The organism is Maricaulis maris (genome assembly GCF_049116555.1).
GTDB classification, from domain to species: Bacteria; Pseudomonadota; Alphaproteobacteria; order Caulobacterales; family Maricaulaceae; genus Maricaulis; species Maricaulis maris_C.
Genome location: NZ_JAGDYT010000001.1, coordinates 879,735 through 901,826 on the forward strand (window position 1 = coordinate 879,735; position 22,092 = coordinate 901,826).

Below are 22,092 nucleotides of genomic sequence, written 5' to 3' on the forward strand. Positions count from 1 at the left end.
AATGACCTGGTCTCCCCAATCCTGGCGCGCCAAGCCCGTCAGCCAGATGCCGAACTACAAGGACACGGCCAAGCTGGAGGCCGTCATCGACGAGCTTTCCGCTCGTCCCGCACTCGTCTTTGCCGGTGAAGCGCGGCGCCTGCGCCGGCAATTGGCGGATGTGAGTTCCGGCAATGCCTTCCTCCTGCAGGGCGGTGACTGCGCGGAGAGCTTCAAGGAGTTCTCCACTGAGGGCGTGCGCGACACATTTCGCGTGCTGCTGCAAATGGCTGTGGTGATGACCTTTGCCGCGTCCAAGCCGATCGTGAAGGTCGGCCGGATCGCGGGTCAATTTGCCAAGCCGCGCTCCTCGGACACCGAGACCATCGATGGCGTGACCCTGCCGAGCTATCGCGGTGACAGCGTCAATGGTTCAGAGTTCACGCTCGAGGCGCGCGAGCCGGACCCGCAGCGCCTGATCCGCTCCTATGATCAGTCGGCGTCAACGCTGAACCTGCTGCGGGCCTTCGCCTCCGGCGGTTATGCGGATCTGCACAATGTTCACCAATGGACACAGGACTTCGTGAGCGGCAGTCCGGCGGCCGAGCGTTATGCCGAGACAGCGACCCGCATCTCCGAAGCCCTGGCCTTCATGAAGGCCTGCGGCATTGGTCGGGACAGTGCGCCGTCCCTCGAGGCAGTCGACTTCTTTACCAGCCATGAGGCCTTGCACCTGCCCTTCGAGGAGGCGCTGACGCGCCGCGATCCGAATACCGGGCAATGGTACGCCACCTCGGCACACATGATCTGGACCGGGGAACGGACCCGCCAGCTCGACGGCGCGCATGTGGAATATGCCCGCGGCATCTCCAATCCGGTCGGTGTGAAATGCGGACCGACCATGCAGCCGGACGACCTCCTGCCGCTGATCGACGCGCTCAATCCGGACAATGAGGCCGGGCGTCTGGTGCTGATCGTGCGCATGGGCGCGGACAATGTCCGCAAGAACCTCCCGGCGCTGGCCGCTGCGGTTACCAAGGCCGGTCGCAAGGTGGTCTGGTCGTCTGACCCGATGCACGGCAATACGCACAAGACCGGCAATGGCTACAAGACCCGCGACTTCGATCGCATCCTGCTCGAGCTCGAAGGCTTCATGGATGTGCTCTATGCCGAGGGGGCCTATCCGGGTGGCGTGCATTTCGAGATGACAGGCCGCGATGTCACCGAATGTGTCGGCGGCGCCAAGACCGTCACCGAGGCCGATCTGGCGGCGCGCTATCACACCCATTGCGATCCGCGTCTCAATGCCGACCAGGCGCTCGACATGGCTTTCCGTATCGCCGAGAGCCTCAAGCGTGTGCGGAATAATAACTCGGCCGTCGACGCGGCCTGAGCCGGGCCGCCCACTCAAGTCCCGCCATCAGGCAAAGAAAAACGCCGTCCGGAGTAATCCGGACGGCGTTTGACGTAATCAGAACCCGTTGGACTGATTAGATGTCCTTGAGGGCAGCCGCCGGACGGAAAGCCGCCGCGGTGCGCGCCTTGGACATCATCGTTTCGCCGGTGCGCGGGTTGCGCACTTCACGCGCTTCACGGTGCTTGGCGTAGAAGGTGCCAAAGCCAGCGATCTGGACACTGTCATTGCCTTTCACCGAGCCGACGATGGCTTCGATGGCGGCATCAACAGCTTCGCCCGCTTGTGCGCGGGACAGGCCGGTCTTTTCAGAGACAGACTTGGCGAGATCAGACTTGTTCATAGGGTTCCCCCCAGTTGTTCGCGGTCCGGCAAGTACGGTCATCGTATCCGTCCGGCTATCGCGTGTTCGTTGACGGTCCATCAAGGCCAAGAACCGCTCGAGATTGCAAGGCGCAACAGGCGAATCCGAGCCAAATCGCTGTATTTTCCCCGTCAAAACACGGTTTTTCGCAGTTCGGCCCCCGAATTGCGTACCATACGCAGCATGTATCACGGTGAACCGACTCGAAACGCACACGACACGAATCGCCCGATTCGCATGCTCCCGTTCGCACTTGCAGCAGGTTTGGGCGTTTTTCTGCTCGCCCATCTCGCAGGTGCGGAAGGTTCGTTGGCCGCTGTCTTGGCCGCGATTGCCGCGGGCTGGACTTTGGGGCGCCTGACCCGGCGCTGACGGCTGGCTGGTTGTGTTTTGCCCCAAGATGGGGAAGGCTGCTCACGGTCTAAACGGAGCAGTGATCGGCGTGGGCTACCGAATCCTCATTGTCGATGACGATGCCGTCAATCGGGAGATTTTTCGCTGGTCGCTTGAGGGCCTTTGCGAGATCGACGAGTTGACCAGTGGCGTCGGCGCGGCAGCGCGGATTGCGGAGGTCGACTATGATCTGGTTTTACTGGACGTCATGATGCCGATCGTCGGCGGGGTCGAGGTCGTGGAAGACGTCAGTCGTTTGCGGGCCGATCTCCTGCCACGTATTCTGGTGGTTACGGCCGCCATGAACCAACGGCTGGTGGAACAGCTATCCGTTTTCCCGCTGGCCGGTGTGATTGAGCGTCCGTATGATCCGGAGCAAATCAGCGAAATTTGCGCACCCTTTTTCAACAAGCAGTAGGGCGGCTGCCTTCCATGCGCCAGACCGAAACCACCGAGCAGCGCCTCCGGCGATATAATGCGGAACTGGACCGGCTGATGCAGGTTGGCCGTCAGACCGGTGATGATCTGGCGACCTTCATGGAGGTGGCTGTTCAGTCCCTGACCAGCATGCTTCAGGTCGAGCGGGCGAGCATATGGCTGTTGCGGGACGATGGGTCGGCCTTGAACTGCGCGTGCCTGCATGAAGCACCCGAAGACAGGCTGTCTGGCGAGGGGGCGCTTAACGCGCTTGATTTTCCGTCCTATTTTGACGCCTTCAAGACGGCGCGGGTGATCGCCGCGGATGAGGCGCGCACGGACCCGAGGACCTGCGAGTTCGCGGTCGGGTATCTCGATGTGCTGGACATCCATTCGATGCTGGACGCGCAAATCCGGGACCTGAGTGGCCTGCGCGGAGTGGTCTGTTGTGAGAAGACAGGCGGGCAACGACACTGGCACGAGGAGGACGTCGCATTCGCCGGCGCCGTGGCCGAGTATATCGGCCTGGCAATGGAGCTGTCCGAGCGGCAGCGCAATGCTGACCGCTTGCGCGAGTCGAATGAGAAGCTGCGCGAAGCGGTCTTGCAGGCGGAGCAGGCGCGGGCGACTGCCGAAACCGCCAATCGTTCAAAGACCGAGTTTCTCGCCAATACATCCCATGAATTGAGAACGCCGTTGAACGGCATTCTGGGTGGCGTGACGATCCTGCGCCTTGGTGTGGGGCCGAAGGAGACCGAGGAGTGGCTGGATACGATTGATCGATCCGGCCGGTCCCTGCTGCACACCGTGAACGCAATTCTCGACGCCGCCGCCCTGCAGGACGGGACCTTGTCGGTTGAGGTGAGCCGGTTCGACATCGCGCGGGCCGCTGCAGAGGCCATCAATGTGGGCGGTCCGGCGAATTTTCGCGATGGAATTTCCGTGGACGTCAACGGCGATGGCGCGGTGAATGTGGTCGCCGATTACTCCAAGACCGTGCAGGTATTGGCCAGCCTCGTCGAGAATGCCTTCAAGTTCGCCGGCCAGGCGCCGAGGGTCAGCGTCAGTTCGGACTCGGACGGGCAGGTCACGGTCTGTGTCGAGGACGACGGACCCGGTCTGCCACCCGGCAGTGAAGCCACGGTATTCGAGCGGTTCAGTCAGGCCGATGGCAGCACGACCCGGACCCATGGTGGCACCGGCCTCGGATTGGCGGTTGCGCGGGAATTGACCGAGTTGATGGGCGGGGTGCTGGGATACCGCCAGGCCGATGGCGGCGGGGCGTGTTTCTGGCTCCAATTGCCGGGCGGAGCGGACGACGGCATTTCGGTCAACTGACCGGCGGAACCTCGGCCAAGGCCCAGAAAATGCTGATCGCGAGAGTCGTGGCCCGGGCGATCATCGACAGCGCGAGGACGACCAGAGCGAGCGCAAGTGTCTTGCCGATCGTGCCCGGCCAGCCATCGGCGAATCCGACCCTGATTACCGGTCCGGCGATCAGCACGAAAACACCCATATTGAGCACCATTCCCCATTGCAGGATGCCGGGCCAGACGACTGAGAGCATGAGGACGAGTGTGCTCGACACAGAGCTGGCCGTAACCGGCACGAAATAGCACTGGGTGGCCTTGAGAAAGCCCGGACCCTTGCGCATCGCGGTCAGGGCAAACACGCCGGGCAAGATCAAGAGAGCTTCAATCGGGACGTAGAGCAGGGCGGCCATGGTCGAGATCGCGTCACGGACCGCATCAATGTCTCGTCTGCCCTCACGCAGGGCATCACCGAAGCCGGCGCCGTCGCCGGAGGCGCGCCAGATGATCTCGCCCCAACCGCCCCAGATCAGGGACAGGACAAACATCCAGGTCAGCACGCCGAACCAGACTCGCATGGTGGGCGTGTAGCTGTGCCGGTCGCCGTCCAGGAAGGCACGGCAAACAGCGGCGGGGCGCAGGAAGATGTCGCGCAAGGTGCGCAGGCTTCGAAAGTTGAAGCTCAACACCTCGTCGAGCACGTCCTCGAGGACGCGTCGTTTTTCGGGGGTCTCGTCCTGCGCCCCCTGCGTCATCAGATCTTGACCAGCATCTTGCCGGTATTCTGACCCGTGAAGAGGCCCGAGAAAGCCGCCGGTGCGTTCTCGATACCGTCCATGACCGTCTCGGCCGGCTTGATTTTACCAGCCGCCATCCAGGCACCGAGATCCTTCACGAAGTCGCCAAACATGTCGGCATGGTCGGACACGATGAAGCCGCGAATTGTCAGCGACTTGCCGACGATCTGGGTAAGGTTGTCGGGCAGGGTCGCAGCGCTGGTGTCATTATAGCGCTGGATCATGCCGCAGGCGGCCATGCGCCCTTTTGACCGCAACGAGTTCAGGGCTGCGGTGAAATGGGTGCCGCCGACATTCTCGAAATAGCCGTCCACCCCCTTGGGAGCGACTTCGGCGATCGCGGCCGTCAGATCATCCGTGGCCTTGTAGTCGACGACATGGTCGGCGCCGAGCGATTTGACGAAGGCGCATTTCTCCGGACCACCGGCCGTGGCGATCACATTGGCGCCCATCGCCTTGGCGAATTGGATGCCGGAGGTCCCGACCGCACCGGCGCCGCCGGACATCCACAGGGTTTCACCGGGCTGGAGGTCGATCATGCGCTTGATGCCGACATAGGCCGTCAGGCCGGGCATGCCGGCGATGCCGAGAAAGGCCTGCGGCGGCAGCTGGCTGGTATCGATCTTGGTCAGTGCCTCACCGGGGGCGACATAGCCCTCGCGCCAGCCGAACATGGACGACACGTGGTCGCCTGGCTTCAGGCCGTCGAAATTGCTCTCGACAACCTCACCGACAGCGCCACCTTCCATCACCTTGCCCAGCTCGAAGGGGGCGATATAGGTGCGGATCCCGCTCATGCGGCCGCGCATATAGGGGTCAACCGAAATGAAGAGATTGCGGACGAGGACTTCGCCCGGGCCTGGCGTGGCGAGCTCCGTCTCCACGACGTCATAATATTTCGGATCCGGTGCGCCCTTCAAATAGGCGTTCAAATGGATTTCACGCGATTTCATCAACCAACTCCCGTTTCTTTCTTATGGTGAGGATTGTTCGGCAGACGGCCCTGACGCCGAAAGTGTCATGAGGTCGAGGCCGAAAGAGTTTCCCAGCACCCAGTCAACCGTGAGGAGGGTGCCGATTATCGTGATCAACATGGTGATCGGGAACATGGCGACAAGCCCGCCAAGCCGCAAGACGAGAGCCGTGACCGACCGGCCATAGAAATGGGCCAGAAGAATGCCCGCATAGATGAAGAAGATGACCACGCCGATCGCCATGCTGGCCAGCATGCCGGAGCCGCCGAGTGTATGCAGCGGGATCAGCGCGATCATGACAATGAAGCTGACATTGTTGACGGCCAGATAGAGCTGCAAATGGCCCCAGAGTGGAATCGACGGTCGGTAAAGCTTGAGCGCGAGCAGGTAGGGCAGGGACGACAGCGCAGCCAGTGGCCACAGGGTCAGGGATTGTACGGCCTTTAGCTCGCTCTCGACCCTCTCCAGGGTGAGGGGCGTCTCGAAGCTCAGGCGCGAGGATGCCAGCCAGGCGTCGATATCAATGTCGACTCCATCGGTCATGGTCTCAATCGTGGCGGTGGCCGGGGTGCCGAAGATTGCCGCTGCAACAAACTGGAAGGAGAAAAGCGCGATATAGACCCGGATCGGGGACAGGTAGCGCGAATAGTCGTGCTCGATCGCGGCGGTGGCGACAGCGACCGGGCTGAGAAAATAGTCCCGCATTGTCCGGAAAATGCGCGCATCGACATCGAAAGCGGCGATGGAGATGGAATCGAGCGGCGTATCGCCGTTCCGGCCTTTTTGCTCACCCTGATTGTCTTGCGTATCCGTCAAACGTATTCCCCCGTGTCTGCGCCATCCTAGGCCCGGTCTGTGCGGGTGCAAGGCGTGATTGTGCGGTCGAGCGGCAGCCGATTGCAGCGGCTGCCCTGCAATTGCCCGAAACAAGTGGTGATGCATGCCGTGCTTGATCGTGACGGCGGCGACGCTATTCACGGCGCCATAAAACGAGGTGAGTTCATGACATCCAATTCTCGCATCCTGCGGACCGGCATTGTCGGTGCCGGCGTGTTCGGCGGCTTTCACGCGTCGAAATACGCCGCACATGAGCGGGTCGAGCTGGTGGGTGTCTACGAGCCGGATCTTGAACGTGCTCGCGCGCTGGCCGAGAAGCACGGGGCCCGGGGCTTCGACAATTTTGCCGACTTCCTCGACCAGGTCGACGCGATAACGGTGGCCAGCCCGGCTGTGCACCATTTCGAGGCCGCCGCGACCGCACTGGCAATGGGCAAGCATGTCCTGGTGGAAAAGCCGATCGCCTCATCGGTCGAGGAGGCGCGTGAATTGATCGCGCTGGCCTCGAAATACGGCTGTGTGCTGCAGGTCGGTCACCAGGAGCGTTTCGTGTTCAACGCGATGGGTCTGTTCGCGGTCGATGCGACGCCGATCAAGGTCACGGCCAGCCGGATGGGCCCGCCGTCAGATAGGTGCCTGGATGTCTCGGTCACGCTGGATCTGATGGTCCATGATCTCGACCTTGTCATCGCCTTGTCCGGGGGCGCGGTGAAGACGGTGAAGGGGCTGGTCGATGAAGGCCGTTACGGGCATCCAGATGTCGCCAAGGCTCATCTGGTCTTCGACAATGGCTGTACCGCTGATCTGATCGCCAGTCGCGTGCATCATGAGCGGGACCGCAAGATGCGGGTCGAATATGAAACCGGCGTTCTGGAGATCGACTTCGTCGCCAAGACATTTGAAAACTCGACGCCCTACGACCTCAATCCCGACTTTGCCGACGACCCCAGCGCCAGGGATTCCCTGGGCGCGAACGTCAATGCCTTCATCGCCTCGGTGCTCGATGGCGCGCCCGTCGTGGTGCCGGGAATTGCCGGCTTGCGGGCGCTGGACGCGGCGCGGGCTGTCGATGGTGCACGCACCTACGGCAGCTGACCCGGTCGGTATGACGGGCCCGTTCCGGGCGCGTCGCCACTTGCGGTCGCTCGCGGCGCGGTCTAAGTCGCGCGCATGACCGATCGTATCCTGCTCGTTACCGCCCAGCTCAACCCGGTCGTCGGGGATATCGCGGGCAATCTGGCCAAGGCCCGTGCGGCCCATGCCGAGGCGCGTACGCGCGGCGGCGATATGGTTGTCTTCCCGGAAATGTTCCTGATGGGCTATCCGCCCGAGGATCTGGTGCTCAAACCCTCGGCGGTGGAAGCCTGCCGTGCGGCACTGGATGACCTGGCCGCCATCACTCGCGACGGGCCCGCCATCCTCATCGGCCTGCCCTGGCGCCAGAACAAGCGTCTGCACAATGCCGTCGCCTTGCTTGATGAGGGGCAGCTCGTGGCGCTGCGCTTCAAGCATGAATTGCCCAATTACGCGGTCTTCGACGAGAAGCGTGTTTTCGTGCCGGGTCCGGTGCCGGAGATCGTCAAATGGCGCGGGATCAAGCTCGGCCTGCCGATCTGCGAGGATTTGTGGCTGAGAACCGTCCCCGAGGCGCTGATTGCGCAAGGGGCGGAGATGATCATCACCCTCAATGGGTCGCCGTGGCGGCGGACGATCGAGCGCGAACGCAAACAGGCTTTCTCCAGCTGGTTCGACACGTGGGACAGTCCCAGGGCGATGATTTTCGTCAACCAGGTGGGGGGGCAGGACGAGCTTGTCTTCGACGGTGCCTCCTTCTCGCGTGACAGCGAGGGACGCGAGGTCCAGCGCCTGCCCGCCTTCGAGGAATGCATCGACGCGGTCGAATGGGTGAAAACCGACAAGGGCTGGTTTGGCGCCGGTGGGCAGGTGGTTTCGGTAAAGTCCGGCCTTGAGGCTGACTGGAAAGCCATGACCCTGGCCCTGCGCGACTACATCGAAAAAAACGGTTTCCCGGGCGTGGTGCTTGGCATGTCCGGCGGTATCGACAGCGCCATATCGGCCGCGATCGCCGTCGACGCATTGGGGGCCGACAAGGTCTGGGCGGTGATGATGCCGTCGAAATACACGTCGAGCGAAAGCTTCGAGGACGCCAAGGCCTGTGCCCAGGCGCTGGGGGTGCGCTATGACATTATCGATGTCGAGCCGACCATTGCCTCCTTCAACGCCATCCTGTCGACGCCCTTCAAGGGGACGAAGCCGGACACGACCGAGGAAAACCTGCAATCGCGGGCCCGCGGTGTGGTGTTGATGGCGTTGTCCAACAAGTTCGGCCCGATGGTTCTCTCAACTGGCAACAAGTCGGAAATGGCCGTTGGCTATGCGACCCTCTATGGCGACATGAATGGCGGCTATAACGCGCTCAAGGACATCTACAAGACGGAAGTCTTCGAGCTGGCCTGGTGGCGCAATTCGGCCAATCACCAGGTCGGTCTCGGCCCGGTCGGCCAGGTCATTCCCGAGCGGATCATCACCAAGCCGCCCTCAGCCGAGCTGGCCGAGGATCAAAAAGACCAGGACAGCCTTCCGCCCTATGATGTGCTCGACGCCATTCTCTACGGTCTGGTCGAGGAGGAGCGCTCGGTTCGTGATCTCGTCGGGGACGGCCATGACGAGGCCGAGGTGAAGCGCATCGAGAACCTGCTCTATCGCGCGGAGTACAAGCGTCGCCAGGCCCCGCCGGGCGTGAAGATCGGCCCCAAGAATTTCGGTCGCGACCGGCGTTATCCGATCACCAATCGTTTCCGGAATTAGGGACGGCATCAGCTCGGACGGGGGCGGCGCGCCGGCGCATACTGCCGCCGGCGTGAACCATTTTTCACGGGCGCAGACTCAGACCCCTCAGATCTTGCCGACACGCGATGAGTCTCACGTCGATCCCGGATCGTGCTGATACGTGTCCGGGAAAAGCCCTGCGGATTGGTGGTGGAGGCTCCCGCCGCCTACCACCTGCGTCACCCCGTCACATTCTTGTGGTCCGTTATTTCTGTCAAAACAGAAACAACGGAATGGAGGTGGGCATGACGGTTTTGGCGCGGCTTCCCGGAAGCGAGTGCAATCCGGCCCTGCCGGTTGTGGATACCGATAGGGTCACGACCCGCTTCGCGCCCTGTCACCCGGTGATCGCCTGGCTCGCCGGGTGCGCCGCGGCCGCATTGACCGCTTACTGGGCAATTGGGCTGGTCAGCCTGGCGGGGGGGCAAACGGCGCCGGGCGACTTCGTGCGAACCCTGATAGGAGCGCTGCCCGGCGCGGCGGGTTATGCCCTCCTCGTTGCGTTCCTGACAAGTATTCCCATGCCGCTTCTGGTCCTTGTTGAACGCGCCGCCCGATGGCGCCGTGGCATCTCGGACCTGTTGGCCGGTGCGGTGATGGGGGCCCTCTATGCGCAGCTGTTCGGCTGGCCGGTGCTGGACGGGCCGCGCGGCGTCGCCATCACGGCCTTCGCGGCGCTGAGCGGCGGTGTCGGTGGTCTGGCCTACTGGCTGGCAGCCGGGAGACCCGGTCACGAACTGACCATCAACCGGCCCGGCCAGGGCCATCCCGTCGCCCGACTGAGGGCGGATTGAGCTCCACAATGACGGGCGAGGTGACAGGGAGATGATAATGGGCAGGTCGAACAAAATTCTGGGGAAGGCGCCTGTGCGGGCGTTCGGTTCCTGGGTGCTGGCCAGCTATGTGGCCGGCGTGCTGATCTCGATGGGTTTCGGTGCATTCATGTTGTTGGCTGAATCGGCGAACAGGGAGGCAGGCCTTCTCGCGATCACCATGTCACCGATCTATGGTTTGTTTGTGGGTGTTTTCGTCATCGCATTGACGGCGTTGCCGATGCTTGTTCTGACCAGCCTTATACGGCGCCTTGGCTTGCGACGGCCGCGCGCGGACCTTTGCGCCGGCGCGCTCATGGGCGCAGGCCTCGTCCAGATGTTCGGTCTTCCGATCATCTGGGGCGCCGATGGCAGTCCTCCTTGGCTGGCGGGACTGGCTCTGACAGCCAGTTTCGCGGCCGCCGGTGCCGCCAGCGCCTGGGTCTATTGGCGCGTAGCCGGTCGTCCGGGGCGCTTGGAGGATCCGGCCGACGAGGCCTTGAATGCGCATGTCTTCGACTAGCGTGCCGGCCCCTGTCCGCACCGCCCGCTTGCCCCGATGCCCCGACAGCGCTAAGCCCTGCGCCTCAATCTCTGTGAGGCTCCACGTCGATGACCAAAGTCCGTTTTGCGCCCAGCCCGACCGGCAAGCTTCATGTCGGCAATGTCCGTACCGCGATCTTCAACTTCCTGTTTGCGCGCAAGGCGGGTGGCACTTTTGTGCTGCGTATTGACGATACCGATGTCGAACGCTCCACCCAGGCCTTCGAGGACGGCATTCGCGCCGACCTGACCTGGCTGGGCATTTCCTGGGACGAGACCTTCAAGCAGTCCGACCGCTTCGACCGCTATGCGGCCGCGGCCGAGACGCTGAAGGCCAAGGGACTTCTCTACCCCTGCTTCGAGACCGGGGACGAGCTTGACCGCAAGCGCCGCCTGCAAATGGCCAATGGTCGTCCGCCGGTTTATGACCGCGCCGGCCTCGCGCTGACCGCTGACGAGATCGCCGCTTTCAAGGCCGAAGGGCGCAAGCCCCACTGGCGTTTCAAACTCTCGGGCAATCCGGTGCAGTGGGACGACATGGTGCGCGGCCATGTTTCGATCGAGACCTCCTCCCTGTCCGACCCGATCCTGATCCGCGAGGACGGCTCCTATCTCTACACCCTGCCCAGCGTGGTCGATGACATCGAAGCTGACATCACCCACATCATTCGCGGCGAGGATCACACCACCAATTCGGGCGCCCAGATCGAAGTCTTCGAAGCGCTTGGTGGCAAGGCGCCGCACTTCGGTCACCAGGCGCTGCTGGTCGGCGCAGATGGTGGCAAATTGTCCAAGCGCCTCGGGTCTCTGGGCATCCAGGAGCTGCGCGACACCGAAGGGCTCGAACCGATGGCGATCATGTCGCTGCTGGCCAAGATCGGTACCTCGGACCCGGTGGATGCCTTCGCGGACGTCGAGGGGCTTCTGGAGGGCTTTGACCTTGGCAAGCTGTCGCGCTCGCCAGCCCGCTTTGACGATGAAGAGTTGAAACGCGTGAACGCCAAGCTCCTGCACGCCATGCCGTATGCAGTGGCCCAGCCGAAGCTGGCTGACCTTGGGGCCGACAAGGGCGAGGCGGTCTGGGAGGCCGTGCGCCCGAATCTGGAAGCGCTCGCCGATGCCAAGGCCTGGGCGGCGCTGATCGATGGCCCGGTGACCCCGGTCATCGAAGAGCCGGACTATGCCGCGGCCGCGGCCGAGCACTTGCCCGCCGGTGAGCTGGACGGTGACAGCTGGTCCGCCTGGACCGGTGCCCTGAAAGAGGCGACCGGTCGCAAGGGCAAGCAGCTCTTCATGCCGCTGCGCCTGATGCTGACCGGTGCCCCGCGTGGCCCGGAGATGGCGGTTCTTCTGCCGCTGATCGGCCGCGAGAAGGTGTTGAAGCGTCTGGCGGGTGAGGCGGCTTAGGGCCGCCGCCTGCACCTGTCCGTCGATCGCATGCGGTGTGCAGGCTGACACGCGGCCTATGGTCGGGTGAACTCCGGGCGCCGGCTGGCCTCAAACTATATGAATATCCGTAGTTTGCTCGGGTTTGCACGATTGCGCTCCGCGCAAAGTGACAGGTTTGCTACCCTTTGTGTCAGGTTGTCTTGACAGTCACGCGTGGGAATGTCAGGTTTGTATGACACTAAGTCACGTAAAGCTGATGGAGCGCAGGATGAAACCTATTGGAAGCGGCAAGATGAGTATCGGCGGCTGGATTGCCATCGCGGTCGCGATCGTGATCGGCGCAACGGCGGGGCAGGCCAACGGCCAGACCGGCGCGCACACGGATCGTGCCAGACAGACCCTCAATACGCTGCAAATTGAGCGGGCAGGGTCCGAGAGCGGCCGCGATGTGCTCTTCATTCCTGGCCTCGCGACGGCCGGTGATGTGTGGGCCGGGACGGTCTTGGCGCTCGGCGACTCGGTCGATGCGCATGTCGTGACCCTTGATGGCTTTGGCGGCGCTTCGACGGTGGATCGCGGCGAAACCGGTGTCGTGACCGGCGCGGTGGCGGACCTGGTCGCCTGGCTTGAAGCCGGGCAGGCCGAGGATGTCGTCCTGGTGGGCCACTCCATGGGGGCCCAGATTGCCCTGCAGGTTGCGGCAGCAGCGCCGGACCGCGTTGGCGATGTCGTTGTGGTTGATAGCGCGCCCTTCTTTGCCCGCCTGTTCAATCCAGCCATCACGCACGAACAGGCCGCCGGGTATGCGATCGGCGTCTCGGGCCAGATGGCGGCGGCACCGCGCGAACAATTCCTTGCAATCTCTCGCCAGGGTCTGGCCGTCCAGTCGATCAGCGAGGCCGGGCAGGCGCAGGTGATGACCTGGATGGAGCAAGCCGACCAGTCCGTCGTCAGCGCAGCCATGGGTGAGGTGATGGGGACCGATTACAGCTCCGTGCTGCCCCATGTCTCTGCGCCGGTTACCGTTATGGTCGCCTGGAGCGAGGGCGCACCGATGAGCCCCGAAGCGCTCGAATCCGTGTATCGGGATCAGTATGCCGGTCTGGCCATGCTCGACCTGCACCGGATTGATGGGTCGCGCCATTTCATCATGCTGGACCAGCCGGACGCTTTCCGGTCCGTCCTGACCGGTGTGATTGGCGCTGAAGGGGAGGACGGCTGATGATGGCCGCAAATGCACGCCGCTACATGATCCACTTCGGCAGCGCGATGCTGCTCTATATGGCGACGCTTTTTGGATCCGTCTTCCTGTTGAACGCTGGCGAATTCGGCCCGGCTCTGCGCGGCCTCATTGCCATCTTGCCGGTGTTGCCGGGACTCGGGGCCTTGTGGGCGGTCATGGTTTTCTATCGCTCGCTGGACGAGTTCAAACAGCGCATCCTTGCCGAGGCGATGATCATCGCGGCCCTGCTGACAGGTTTCGGTACCTTCGCCTACGGCTTTCTGGAGGGCGCGCTGGACCTGCCGGCAATCCCGATGATCTGGGTCTTCCCGGTCATGATCGGCCTGTGGGGTCTGGTCGGGTGCTTCCAGAAATACGTGGTGTACCGGTGAAGAATCGCCTGCGTGTCCTGCGCGCCGAGAGACGCTGGAGCCAGGCCGAGCTGGGCGAGCGTGTCGGCGTCTCTCGCCAGGCCATCAATGCGGTCGAGACGGGCAAGCATGATCCGTCATTGACCCTGGCCTTCGCCCTGGCCGGCGCCTTTGCGTTGACCATCGAGGATGTCTTCGACCCGAACGGAGAGGCGGACTGATCAGTCCGCCTCTTTGGCGTTGACCGCGTCTTTCTCGTCGAGCTGGGCGCAGATGCGGGCAATCGCCAGATCAGCCCGATCGATCAGCTCGATATGGTCGGCCAGGGATTGCGGGGTAAAGCCCTCGCGGACCGTGTGCGCAATCAGATCGATGAAGGGCGACCAGAAGCCGTCCGTGTTGAGGAAGACAATCGGCTTGTCCTGAAGTTCGAGTTGCTGGCGCGAGATGACATCGAAGACTTCTTCCAGTGTTCCGGTGCCGCCGGGCAGGATGATATAGGCGTCGCTTTCGGCGATGAGCTGGCTCTTGCGCTCGCTCATTGTCTCGACAATCTTGATCTCGACGTCTTCGAGATGACCTTCGCGGGCGATCAGGAAGCCGGGTATGATTCCATAGACGGTTCCGCCCTCGGCAGCGGCGGACGAGGCGGCAATCCCCATCAGGCCGACATCGCCGCCGCCATAGACAAGGCGGCACTCGGCGCGGGCAATGGCTTGACCGACCGCCGCGGCTGCATCTGCATAGGATTTGCGTTCACCCATACGTGATCCGCAGAAGACACCAATCGACCTTAGTTTTGCCATCGTGACATCACTCATATTTGCTTTATCGAACCGGGATGCTATTCGCCGAAGGCTGACGGCGCGAGGTTTGCATCCAGTTCCGGTATGCCGGAGCGCATTTTTGTGTCCAGCCGAATTGACGACGGGAGAGCCGCCATGACCGCAACGCGGTCGTTTATCATTGCTGCAGCCCTTGCCGCGCTCGCGATTGCCGCCGCGCTGGCTTTCATCATGTATCGTCCCGGACCGACCGATGATGGCGCGCCCGCGCCTGCCGTCGAGAATCCGGTGTCCCCGGCTGGGACGACGACACAGCCCGATCCGAGCGACGCCATGCTGGCTGCCCCGGTTTTCGACATTGTGCGTGTGGCCCCGGCAGGGACCGCCGTTGTGGCTGGCCGCGGCGAACCGGGTGCGACCATCCAGCTGCTCGCCAATGATGCGGCGCTGGAATTCGACAATGCCAGTTCGCGCACGGATCGCATGCCGATCAATGAGCGCGGCGAGTGGGTGATCATTCTCAATGATCCGCTGCCCTCCGGTGCGGTCGAACTCTCCTTGCTGATGACGGCCCAGGACGGACGCGAACTGCGTTCCGAACAGGTTGTGGTCGTCTCCATCCCCGAACAGCGTGGCCCGACGCCGCTGGTCGTGGTCGGTCGTCCGGGCGAAGCCAGCCGTGTCTGGCAATGCCCGTCCTGCTCGACGGGCGAGATGGGGCCGCTGGTGCTGGAGACCATCGATTACGACGAAACCGGTGCCGTCATCTTCTCCGGTCGTGCCGAGGCGGGCACGACGGTACGGATCTTCGCCAATGGCGCCCAGGTCGGCGAGACCTCTGTTGGCCGTGATGGTCGCTGGACCTTGCAGGCTGGCGCTCTTTTGGCGCCGGGCATCTATGACCTGCAGATCGACCAGGTCGACGAAGACGGCCAGGTCAGCGCTGTCATCGTGCTGCCCTTCGAACGCGTGGCGGCTGAAGACCTTGATCTGGGTCCGAATTCGGTGGTCGTGCAGCCGGGCAATTCGCTCTGGCGTCTGGCCCGTCGTCTCTATGGCGAGGGCGTCCAGTACACGGTGATCTACGAAGCCAATCGCGACCAGATCCGCGACCCGAACCTGATCTATCCAGGCCAGGTGCTCGAAGCACCGGGCGAGGACGGGCAGGGGGGCTAGCCTCGATGGGTGATCCTGAAAAGGACCTGCCCCTCGATCTCGACAGTTCGCCCTGGCAGCGCTGGTCTCCCATTCTGCTGGATGTGGCTGTGGTGTTGGTTGCCCTGCATGTCCTGCAGGCGCTGCTGGTCGCGTTTTATCCTTATGGGATGATGGTGGGCTGGTATGCAGATCGCGGCGAGGCCCTGTTGGACCGTCTGATTGCGCTGCCAATCAGTGCGCACGGGAATTGGACCGGCTTGGCGCTCGGGACCGTCTTGCTGGTTTTGTTGAGGGTGGGAAGCGGTCTGCTTGGCTGGCACCGGCTGATCTTCTGCGTCGTCCCGCCGTTCCTCGCGATAGCGTGGCATTTCTGGATTCGAGGTGGATCTGCATGATCGCAGCTCAGGCCGCCCTCTGGCGCTTGCCCCTCCGACGCCCTATCTCTCGTCGCGATGAGACCGACAAAGCCCGACAGCGAGGATGAAGCCAAGCAGGCGCCGGAAGGCTCGCTGGGCAAGACGATGTGGCGCCTGTTTGCGCTGCTGGCCTCGCCGGACATGGCCAAGTGGCGCTTCCGCATGGGACTGGCGCTGGTCCTGACGATTATCGCCAAGCTGTTCTCGGTGGGTGCGCCCATCCTGTTCGGAGACGGCATCAATCTGATCGTTGAGGCCACGGGCGGCGCCACGGCCGCCGCTGAAGGGCGTCAGGGCAGCACGCTCTGGCCCGGCCTTCTCACCACCTTCTCGCTGGCTTTCATCGCCTATGCCGTGGCGCGCTTCCTGTCGGTCGGCGCGCCGCAGCTGCGCGACGCGATGTTTGCCCCGGTCAGCCAGGACGCCCAGCGCCTGACCGCGGTGCGGGCCTTTGCCCATGTCCAGCGCCTGTCGATCGGCTATCACCAGACCAAGCGGACCGGCGCGCTCCAGCGCATCATCGAGCGCGGCGCCCGCGCCGTCGATTTCCTGATGCGCTTCCTGATCTTCAACATCGCCCCGACCCTGTTCGAGCTGACGCTCGCGGCCATCGTTCTCAGTGCCAATTATGGCTGGGAATTCGCCGTGATCGCGGTGATCACGATCGCGGTCTATATGGGCCTGACCTGGTCGATGACCGAATGGCGCGTGGTCATCCGACGGCAGATGAATGAGGCGGATAATGAGGCCTCGGCGCGCGCGGTCGACGGCTTGATCAATTTCGAGACGGTGAAGGCCTTCGCGGCCGAAGAGCGCGAGAGCGACGCCTATAATTCGGCGATGACGCGCTATGCCAGCGCCGCCACCAAATCGCAGTCCTCGCTGGCCCTGCTGAACGGACTTCAGGCCTTCGTGATGAATGCCGGCCTGCTGGCCATGGCGCTCACCGCTGGCTGGAAGGCCTATAACGGCGTGCTCATGGCGGGTGATGTGGCCGCCGTGACGCTGGTGCTGATGAATATCTACCAGCCGCTCAACATCCTTGGCTGGGCCTATCGCGAGATCAAGCAGGGCGCGGTCGACATGGAACGCGTCTATGAAACCCTGGCATTGAAGCCCGATGTCGACGACGCGCCGGATGCACGCCCGCTGACGCTGGCCGGCGGGGCGGTGCGGTTCGAGGATGTCGCTTTCACCCATGACGGGCGCTCGCGCTCGCTGGGCGGGGTGAGCATGGATATTCCCGCTGGTGGCTTTGTCGGGATTTGCGGCCCCTCCGGCGCCGGCAAATCGACCATATTGCGCCTGCTCTTCCGCTTTTATGATCCCGAGCAGGGGCGGGTACTGATCGACGGCCAGGACCTGCGCGGGATCGCCCAGACCAGCTTGCGCGATGCGCTGGGCCTGGTGCCCCAGGACGTGGTGCTGTTCAATGATACGCTCCGTGCCAACATCATTTATGGCAAGCCGGAAGCGAGCGAGGCCGAGATCGCGGCTGTGCTGGAGCGGGCCCACCTGTCTGACTTCGTGGCCGGACTGCCGGAGGGGCTTGAGACGCTGGTCGGCGAGCGCGGGCTGAAACTCTCTGGCGGCGAGAAACAGCGCGTCGGTGTGGCCCGCGCCATCCTCAAGGACCCGGCGGTGCTGATCCTCGACGAGGCCACTTCGGCGCTGGACAGTCAGACCGAGGGCGAAGTCCAGGCTGCGCTCAGCGACGCGGCCCGGGGGCGCACCACGATCGCCGTCGCCCACCGCCTTTCGACCATCGCCGGTGCCGACCGGATTTTCGTGCTGGACGCTGGCCGTGTGGCGGAAACCGGCACGCATGACGAATTGCTGGCGATGGACGGGCTCTATGCTGATATGTGGCGTCGCCAGAGCGAGGCCGTCTCGGCGGTCGGCGAGGCACTGGAAACCGCCCAGATCGCCGAATAGGCGTTGTTTTTATTGCCGTGCCGCCTAGTCTGCACACAGCAGCGCGGGGGCGTCTCATGGACATGATCATGGAGGGCTGGCAGGCCTTTTCGACATCGCAGGTCGGCCGTGTACTGACGTCGATCGAGGCGCAGCGAAGCTATGCGGCCGTGGCTCTGCTCGCCGTGTTTGCGCTCAGTCTCTGGCTGGCCCGCTTGCAGCTCAATCTCCTGAAGGGCGTGCGGGCGGTCGAGCTTGAAGCCGATGAACGCATTTCCGGGCCAGAGCCGAAACTGGCCAAGACCATCCAGGCGCGACTGGATCGATATCGGGCCCGGCGGGCGGAGATTGTCGGTGGCGTCTGGCAGGCGCTGGCAGCGCTCATTCTCTTCGGGCTCATCCTGCCTGGCGGCGTCGTCTTCTCGGCTGTGTGGATGCATGACTGGTTGCTGCCGGACTATGCCGCGCCGATCCTGATCGGCGAGGCGGCCCCCGCGTCCGGTCATGAAACCGGGCTGGGCGCGGTCCTGGTTTTTCTGGTCGACCAGGTTTTTCGCGGGGCCCTGGCGGATATTCCTGAAGTCTTCCGTCTCGGCCTGACCCCGGTCAGCAATAATCCGGACAATGCCGTCATCTCCTGGCTGATCGTGATCTATCGCTTTGCGGCCGGGATTGTCAGCGGATCGGCGCTCTACATGATGTATCGGGTCTGGCGCGGCGTGCCGCGCATTGACCGGCGCATCCGCGATTATGAAGTCCGCCTGCGTCAGGCCGGGGCCGTCGCATGACGGACCATCCTGCAGTCGGTCTGATCGGACTGGGCGCTTTCGGGCGTCTGGCGGCGAGCCATCTCGCTCCGCATCTTGATCTGCTCGCGCATGACCCGGCAGTGACCGCGCTGGACGGCGTGACCCTGGTTCCGCTCGCCGAAGCCGCTGCGCGACCGGTGGTCATCCTGGCTGTGCCGGTGCAGTCGCTGGCAGACGTGTGTCGCGGTATCGCGCCCTATATCCAGCCTGGCGCCCTGGTGATGGATGTCGCCTCGGTGAAGCTGGAGCCGATGGCGGCGATGCGGGAGGCCTTGCCGGAGGGGACACGCATTCTCGGCACCCACCCGCTCTTCGGACCGCAGAGTGCGGCGGACGGGCTGGAGGGGCAGTCCATCGTCCTGTGTCCCGAACCCGGCGTCGACCCGAGCTGTGTCGCCCATTTCCTGCGTGATGATTTGCGGCTCGACGTGCATTTGTCCGACGCCGACACCCATGACCGGACCATGGCCAGCGTGCAGGCGCTGACCCATCTTGTCTCGAAGGTCATCACCGACCTCGACCTTCCGACCGCGCCCTACACCACGCGCAGTTATGATCTGCTCACACAGGCGGCTGAACTGGTGGCCGGTGACAGCGATGCGCTGTTTCGGGCCATTGAGGGTCACAATCCCCATGCGGCCGATTTGCGGGCGCGATTCTTCCAGGCGGCGCGGGCCCTGGATGCGCGGCTGGAACAGGGCTGATTCCCGCATTCGGGCATGAAAAAACCCGCCGGAAGGCGGGTCATTCAACCCCGCCAGGCGGGGTGGGACTTGAGAATGGCTCCTCGGGACGGGCTCGAACCGCCGACCCGGTGATTAACAGTCACCTGCTCTACCAACTGAGCTACCGAGGAACATGTGCTCTCAAGCGAGGCCCGGCTTTTATCAGAGCTTTTGCACGGGGCGCAAGCACCCTTGTGTGCAAGAAGCAGCAAGTGGGTGCAAAAAAAATCGGGAGCCGCGGAGGCTCCCGAAAAGGCATTGGGTGGATGGTGGGGTGTCTTCACGGGAAGACGCCCCTAAATTCGGTCCTGAACCCTTAAGGTGGAGTTAACGGGATCGGGAGGATTAGGCATTTGGTTTATTGTCCTTGCCGGTTTCCTAATGGAATCATGGAAATACGTGGATAATCGAGCAGGTTTCATTCACCATGAAAAATGCCCGTTTTCGGGCGCGCAAGCCGCCGTGATACTGATCTGGCAGGCGAATCACCGGAGCTGACCATGCGCGAACACGCCACGTTCGAATCATTCTGGCCATTTTACCTGCGCGAGCACGCCAAGCACTGGACGCGGGCCTGGCACTTCGTCGGTTCGACGCTGGCCATCTTCGTCCTGATCTATGCGCTCGCATCGCAGACCTGGTGGCTGCTCCTGGCGGTGCCGGTCTCCGGCTATTTCTTTGCCTGGGTCAGTCATGCCTTCGTCGAGCGCAACAAGCCGGCGACCTTCACCTATCCGCTCTGGTCGCTGGTTGGCGACTACCGCATGTACGGGCTCTTCCTGGCCGGGCGGCTTGACGCGGAGCTGGACAAGGCCGGCGTGGCGACCGGGCTGGAGGCAAATGACGGCTAGCACTGGTCGGCCCAGCGCCGGGCGCTAGGTCCCGTTCATGGCCCGCCATGTTTCCAGACACACCAAACCGGCGAAGACCTGCGCGAACTGCGGACGGCCTTTCGAGTGGCGCCGCAAATGGGCAGCGGTCTGGGATGAGGTGAAATATTGTTCCGACCGCTGTCGCCGGGCGCGCTGAGCTAAAGCGCGTCGAGGACGTCGCGAGCCCGGTCTCGATAGGCCTGACGCTTCGCCTCGGCCATCCGGTCCCAATTGCGATAAACCGGCCCCAGGCGCGGATTGCCGCGCAGCGTCTCGTCATTGCGGTCGAGGAAATCCCAGTAGAGCGAGTTGAACGGACAGCTGTCCGGTCCGGTCTTGTCCTTCACGCTGTAGCGACAAGCACCGCAATAATCGGACATGCGATCGATATAGGCGCCACTGGCGGCATAGGGCTTCGACCCCAGCAAACCGCCATCGGCGAATTGCGACATGCCGATCACATTGGGTGCCTCGACCCATTCAAAGGCATCGATATAGACCGCCAGATACCATTCATGGAGCGCGTGCGGATCGACCCCGGCAATCAGGGCGAAAGTCCCCGTCACCATCAGGCGCTGGATGTGGTGGGCATAGGCCTCGCGCCGTGTCTGGCCGATGGCAGCGGACAGGCAGGCCATGTCGGTCTCGCCGCTCCAGTAGAAATCGGGCAGGGGACGTTTCGCCCCCAGGGCGTTGCGATGCACATAGTCCGGACCTTCGCGCCAGTAGATGCCGCGCACATATTCGCGCCAGCCAATGATCTGGCGGATAAAGCCTTCCGCGGAGTTGAGGGGGACATTGCCCGCCTGCCAGGCCGCTTCAACGCGCTGGCATACGGCAAGCGGGTCGAGCAGGCCGATATTGATGTAGGCCGAGAGAACCGAGTGCCAGAGGAAGGACTCTCCGCGCAGCATGGCGTCCTGATAGGGCCCGAAATCGGCCAGCGCCGCAGCGATGAAATGATCGAGCGCGGCCTCCGCCTCCTCGGCAGTAACGGCAAAGCGGAAGGGTTCCAGATCGCCGAACCCGTCTGGAAAGCGTGTGGCCACCATGTCCAGAACCTCCCGCGTGATGGCATCGGGCTCGACGCTGTGGGGCCGCGGCATGAAGAGGTCGTCGGCGGCCGGCTTGCGGTTCTCGGCATCGTAATTCCATCTCCCGCCAGCCGGCTTGTCACCCTCCATCAGCAAACCCGTCTCGCGCCGCATCTCGCGGTAGAAATACTCCATGCGCAGTTGTTTGCGCCCCTCGGCCCAGGCGTTGAATCGTGCGTGTGAGCACAAGAAGCGGTCATCCTCCAGGATCACCACCGGCAGTCCGAAGCGGTCCTGCCAGGTCTCGAATTCTCGCCGGAGTCGCCACTCTCCGGGTTCGGTGATGATCAGGCGGTCATAGGGTCTGGTGGCCAGCGCACGCTCGATGGCATCCGCGAAATCGGCGCAGGGCAAGTCCTGGTCCAGCCGGTGATGGATGACCCGTCGGCCAGCCTTTTCCAGCGCACGCGAGAAATGGCGCATGGCGGAGAAGACAAGCGCCATCTTCTTGCGGTGGTGCCAGACATAGTCCGTCTCGCTGAGCGCCTCGACCATCAGGATATCGGCCGCTTCCGGCCGGGTCTGGCGCAGGCTCGGCAGGTCCGGGCTGAGCTGATCGCCCAGAACGAGCACAAGGTCAGTCATACGGCATCTCTCATCCAGTCTCACATTCGATACGTAGACAGTCCGAAAGCAGACCAGAGATT

24 protein-coding genes and 1 tRNA gene are annotated in these 22,092 nt (G+C 63.2%); 18 read left to right on the plus strand and 7 right to left on the minus strand.

Going from position 1 to position 22,092, the window contains the following annotated elements:
• Window position 1 precedes the first annotated feature (1 nt).
• Window positions 2–1,372, plus strand: a complete 1,371-nt coding sequence (locus JXQ94_RS04225; RefSeq protein ID WP_295695941.1) for a class II 3-deoxy-7-phosphoheptulonate synthase — start codon at window positions 2–4, stop codon at window positions 1,370–1,372.
• Between the two features lie 97 nt (window positions 1,373–1,469).
• Here the strand turns inward: JXQ94_RS04225 and JXQ94_RS04230 are convergent, their stop codons facing one another.
• On the minus strand, window positions 1,470–1,736 hold the full coding sequence (locus JXQ94_RS04230) for an HU family DNA-binding protein (protein ID WP_295695939.1): 267 nt from the start codon (window positions 1,734–1,736) through the stop codon (window positions 1,470–1,472).
• A 463-nt stretch (window positions 1,737–2,199) separates the two neighbouring features.
• Between JXQ94_RS04230 and JXQ94_RS04235 the strand changes: the two genes are divergently transcribed.
• Both JXQ94_RS04235 and JXQ94_RS04240 read left to right on the plus strand, forming a co-directional pair.
• Window positions 2,200–2,568 (plus strand): response regulator, encoded by a 369-nt coding sequence (locus JXQ94_RS04235; RefSeq protein WP_421922557.1) that lies wholly within the window; start codon window positions 2,200–2,202, stop codon window positions 2,566–2,568.
• Between the two features lie 14 nt (window positions 2,569–2,582).
• Complete coding sequence (locus tag JXQ94_RS04240; RefSeq protein WP_421922558.1) at window positions 2,583–3,905, plus strand: GAF domain-containing sensor histidine kinase; 1,323 nt, start codon at window positions 2,583–2,585, stop codon at window positions 3,903–3,905.
• Here JXQ94_RS04240 and JXQ94_RS04245 read toward each other — a convergent pair.
• Genes JXQ94_RS04245 through JXQ94_RS04255 form a run of 3 tightly spaced genes read right to left on the minus strand, consistent with a single transcriptional unit; the run spans window position 3,898 to window position 6,464 of the window.
• Window positions 3,898–4,632 carry a DUF3667 domain-containing protein gene (locus tag JXQ94_RS04245; protein ID WP_421922559.1) on the minus strand — a complete coding sequence of 245 codons (735 nt, stop codon included), beginning with the start codon at window positions 4,630–4,632 and terminating at the stop codon, window positions 3,898–3,900. The genes JXQ94_RS04240 and JXQ94_RS04245 overlap by 8 nt on opposite strands.
• A complete protein-coding gene (locus tag JXQ94_RS04250; RefSeq protein ID WP_421922560.1) occupies window positions 4,632–5,627 on the minus strand; it encodes an NADP-dependent oxidoreductase in 996 nt (331 codons plus the stop codon). Before JXQ94_RS04250 ends, JXQ94_RS04245 begins: the two co-directional genes overlap by 1 nt.
• A gap of 21 nt (window positions 5,628–5,648) precedes the next feature.
• On the minus strand, window positions 5,649–6,464 hold the full coding sequence (locus JXQ94_RS04255) for a DUF3667 domain-containing protein (RefSeq protein ID WP_421922561.1): 816 nt from the start codon (window positions 6,462–6,464) through the stop codon (window positions 5,649–5,651).
• Between the two features lie 186 nt (window positions 6,465–6,650).
• On the opposite strand from JXQ94_RS04255, the gene JXQ94_RS04260 reads away from it, so the two are divergent.
• The 8 genes from JXQ94_RS04260 to JXQ94_RS04295 all read left to right on the plus strand — a co-directional run bounded on the left by JXQ94_RS04260 (window position 6,651) and on the right by JXQ94_RS04295 (window position 13,893).
• Window positions 6,651–7,580, plus strand: a complete 930-nt coding sequence (locus JXQ94_RS04260) for a Gfo/Idh/MocA family protein (RefSeq protein WP_421922562.1) — start codon at window positions 6,651–6,653, stop codon at window positions 7,578–7,580.
• A gap of 75 nt (window positions 7,581–7,655) precedes the next feature.
• Entirely contained in the window at window positions 7,656–9,314 is a 1,659-nt protein-coding gene (locus tag JXQ94_RS04265) for an NAD+ synthase (protein ID WP_421922563.1), read from the plus strand.
• A gap of 266 nt (window positions 9,315–9,580) precedes the next feature.
• A complete protein-coding gene (locus JXQ94_RS04270; RefSeq protein ID WP_421922564.1) occupies window positions 9,581–10,129 on the plus strand; it encodes a hypothetical protein in 549 nt (182 codons plus the stop codon).
• A gap of 37 nt (window positions 10,130–10,166) precedes the next feature.
• On the plus strand, window positions 10,167–10,670 hold the full coding sequence (locus tag JXQ94_RS04275) for a hypothetical protein (protein WP_421922565.1): 504 nt from the start codon (window positions 10,167–10,169) through the stop codon (window positions 10,668–10,670).
• An 89-nt stretch (window positions 10,671–10,759) separates the two neighbouring features.
• Entirely contained in the window at window positions 10,760–12,097 is a 1,338-nt protein-coding gene (gene gltX, locus JXQ94_RS04280; RefSeq protein ID WP_421922566.1) for a glutamate--tRNA ligase, read from the plus strand.
• Window positions 12,098–12,347: 250 nt separating this feature from the next.
• Window positions 12,348–13,301, plus strand: coding sequence for an alpha/beta fold hydrolase (locus JXQ94_RS04285; protein ID WP_421922567.1), 954 nt, complete (start codon window positions 12,348–12,350; stop codon window positions 13,299–13,301).
• Window positions 13,301–13,693 carry a hypothetical protein gene (locus JXQ94_RS04290; protein ID WP_421922568.1) on the plus strand — a complete coding sequence of 131 codons (393 nt, stop codon included), beginning with the start codon at window positions 13,301–13,303 and terminating at the stop codon, window positions 13,691–13,693. Before JXQ94_RS04285 ends, JXQ94_RS04290 begins: the two co-directional genes overlap by 1 nt.
• Window positions 13,690–13,893, plus strand: a complete 204-nt coding sequence (locus tag JXQ94_RS04295; RefSeq protein WP_421922569.1) for a helix-turn-helix transcriptional regulator — start codon at window positions 13,690–13,692, stop codon at window positions 13,891–13,893. Before JXQ94_RS04290 ends, JXQ94_RS04295 begins: the two co-directional genes overlap by 4 nt.
• On the opposite strand, the gene JXQ94_RS04300 is transcribed toward JXQ94_RS04295, so the two are convergent.
• A complete protein-coding gene (locus JXQ94_RS04300) occupies window positions 13,894–14,493 on the minus strand; it encodes a TIGR00730 family Rossman fold protein (RefSeq protein ID WP_421922570.1) in 600 nt (199 codons plus the stop codon).
• A 120-nt stretch (window positions 14,494–14,613) separates the two neighbouring features.
• Between JXQ94_RS04300 and JXQ94_RS04305 the strand changes: the two genes are divergently transcribed.
• Genes JXQ94_RS04305 through JXQ94_RS04325 form a run of 5 tightly spaced genes read left to right on the plus strand, consistent with a single transcriptional unit; the run spans window position 14,614 to window position 19,458 of the window.
• Window positions 14,614–15,633: a LysM peptidoglycan-binding domain-containing protein gene (locus JXQ94_RS04305; protein WP_421922571.1), complete on the plus strand. Its 1,020-nt coding sequence runs from the start codon at window positions 14,614–14,616 to the stop codon at window positions 15,631–15,633.
• Between the two features lie 5 nt (window positions 15,634–15,638).
• On the plus strand, window positions 15,639–16,010 hold the full coding sequence (locus JXQ94_RS04310; protein WP_421922572.1) for a hypothetical protein: 372 nt from the start codon (window positions 15,639–15,641) through the stop codon (window positions 16,008–16,010).
• Window positions 16,011–16,067: 57 nt separating this feature from the next.
• Window positions 16,068–17,966 carry an ABCB family ABC transporter ATP-binding protein/permease gene (locus JXQ94_RS04315; protein WP_421922573.1) on the plus strand — a complete coding sequence of 633 codons (1,899 nt, stop codon included), beginning with the start codon at window positions 16,068–16,070 and terminating at the stop codon, window positions 17,964–17,966.
• 56 nt (window positions 17,967–18,022) lie between these two features.
• Complete coding sequence (locus JXQ94_RS04320; RefSeq protein WP_421922574.1) at window positions 18,023–18,733, plus strand: hypothetical protein; 711 nt, start codon at window positions 18,023–18,025, stop codon at window positions 18,731–18,733.
• Entirely contained in the window at window positions 18,730–19,458 is a 729-nt protein-coding gene (locus JXQ94_RS04325; protein WP_421922575.1) for a prephenate dehydrogenase/arogenate dehydrogenase family protein, read from the plus strand. Before JXQ94_RS04320 ends, JXQ94_RS04325 begins: the two co-directional genes overlap by 4 nt.
• A gap of 76 nt (window positions 19,459–19,534) precedes the next feature.
• On the opposite strand, the gene JXQ94_RS04330 is transcribed toward JXQ94_RS04325, so the two are convergent.
• A tRNA-Asn gene (locus tag JXQ94_RS04330) sits at window positions 19,535–19,610 on the minus strand.
• Between the two features lie 369 nt (window positions 19,611–19,979).
• Here JXQ94_RS04330 and JXQ94_RS04335 point away from each other — a divergent pair.
• Window positions 19,980–20,330 (plus strand): Mpo1-like protein, encoded by a 351-nt coding sequence (locus JXQ94_RS04335; protein WP_421922576.1) that lies wholly within the window; start codon window positions 19,980–19,982, stop codon window positions 20,328–20,330.
• Between the two features lie 37 nt (window positions 20,331–20,367).
• Window positions 20,368–20,508, plus strand: a complete 141-nt coding sequence (locus tag JXQ94_RS04340; RefSeq protein WP_421922577.1) for a DUF2256 domain-containing protein — start codon at window positions 20,368–20,370, stop codon at window positions 20,506–20,508.
• A 1-nt stretch (window position 20,509) separates the two neighbouring features.
• Here the strand turns inward: JXQ94_RS04340 and JXQ94_RS04345 are convergent, their stop codons facing one another.
• The gene (locus JXQ94_RS04345) at window positions 20,510–22,030 is read right to left on the minus strand and encodes a cryptochrome/photolyase family protein (protein ID WP_421922578.1); all 1,521 of its coding nucleotides are present in this window, start codon (window positions 22,028–22,030) and stop codon (window positions 20,510–20,512) included.
• Between the last annotated feature and the right edge of the window lie 62 nt (window positions 22,031–22,092).

Coding starts and splice junctions, on each gene's coding strand:
- JXQ94_RS04225 (WP_295695941.1), top strand. CDS start 2: ATGACCTGGTCTCCCCAATCCTGGCGCGCCAAGCCCGTCAGCCAGATG.
- JXQ94_RS04230 (WP_295695939.1), bottom strand. CDS start 1,736: ATGAACAAGTCTGATCTCGCCAAGTCTGTCTCTGAAAAGACCGGCCTG.
- JXQ94_RS04240 (WP_421922558.1), top strand. CDS start 2,583: ATGCGCCAGACCGAAACCACCGAGCAGCGCCTCCGGCGATATAATGCG.
- JXQ94_RS04245 (WP_421922559.1), bottom strand. CDS start 4,632: ATGACGCAGGGGGCGCAGGACGAGACCCCCGAAAAACGACGCGTCCTC.
- JXQ94_RS04250 (WP_421922560.1), bottom strand. CDS start 5,627: ATGAAATCGCGTGAAATCCATTTGAACGCCTATTTGAAGGGCGCACCG.
- JXQ94_RS04260 (WP_421922562.1), top strand. CDS start 6,651: ATGACATCCAATTCTCGCATCCTGCGGACCGGCATTGTCGGTGCCGGC.
- JXQ94_RS04265 (WP_421922563.1), top strand. CDS start 7,656: ATGACCGATCGTATCCTGCTCGTTACCGCCCAGCTCAACCCGGTCGTC.
- JXQ94_RS04270 (WP_421922564.1), top strand. CDS start 9,581: ATGACGGTTTTGGCGCGGCTTCCCGGAAGCGAGTGCAATCCGGCCCTG.
- JXQ94_RS04275 (WP_421922565.1), top strand. CDS start 10,167: ATGGGCAGGTCGAACAAAATTCTGGGGAAGGCGCCTGTGCGGGCGTTC.
- gltX (WP_421922566.1), top strand. CDS start 10,760: ATGACCAAAGTCCGTTTTGCGCCCAGCCCGACCGGCAAGCTTCATGTC.
- JXQ94_RS04285 (WP_421922567.1), top strand. CDS start 12,348: ATGAAACCTATTGGAAGCGGCAAGATGAGTATCGGCGGCTGGATTGCC.
- JXQ94_RS04290 (WP_421922568.1), top strand. CDS start 13,301: ATGATGGCCGCAAATGCACGCCGCTACATGATCCACTTCGGCAGCGCG.
- JXQ94_RS04300 (WP_421922570.1), bottom strand. CDS start 14,493: ATGAGTGATGTCACGATGGCAAAACTAAGGTCGATTGGTGTCTTCTGC.
- JXQ94_RS04305 (WP_421922571.1), top strand. CDS start 14,614: ATGACCGCAACGCGGTCGTTTATCATTGCTGCAGCCCTTGCCGCGCTC.
- JXQ94_RS04310 (WP_421922572.1), top strand. CDS start 15,639: ATGGGTGATCCTGAAAAGGACCTGCCCCTCGATCTCGACAGTTCGCCC.
- JXQ94_RS04315 (WP_421922573.1), top strand. CDS start 16,068: ATGAGACCGACAAAGCCCGACAGCGAGGATGAAGCCAAGCAGGCGCCG.
- JXQ94_RS04320 (WP_421922574.1), top strand. CDS start 18,023: ATGGACATGATCATGGAGGGCTGGCAGGCCTTTTCGACATCGCAGGTC.
- JXQ94_RS04325 (WP_421922575.1), top strand. CDS start 18,730: ATGACGGACCATCCTGCAGTCGGTCTGATCGGACTGGGCGCTTTCGGG.
- JXQ94_RS04335 (WP_421922576.1), top strand. CDS start 19,980: ATGCGCGAACACGCCACGTTCGAATCATTCTGGCCATTTTACCTGCGC.
- JXQ94_RS04340 (WP_421922577.1), top strand. CDS start 20,368: ATGGCCCGCCATGTTTCCAGACACACCAAACCGGCGAAGACCTGCGCG.
- JXQ94_RS04345 (WP_421922578.1), bottom strand. CDS start 22,030: ATGACTGACCTTGTGCTCGTTCTGGGCGATCAGCTCAGCCCGGACCTG.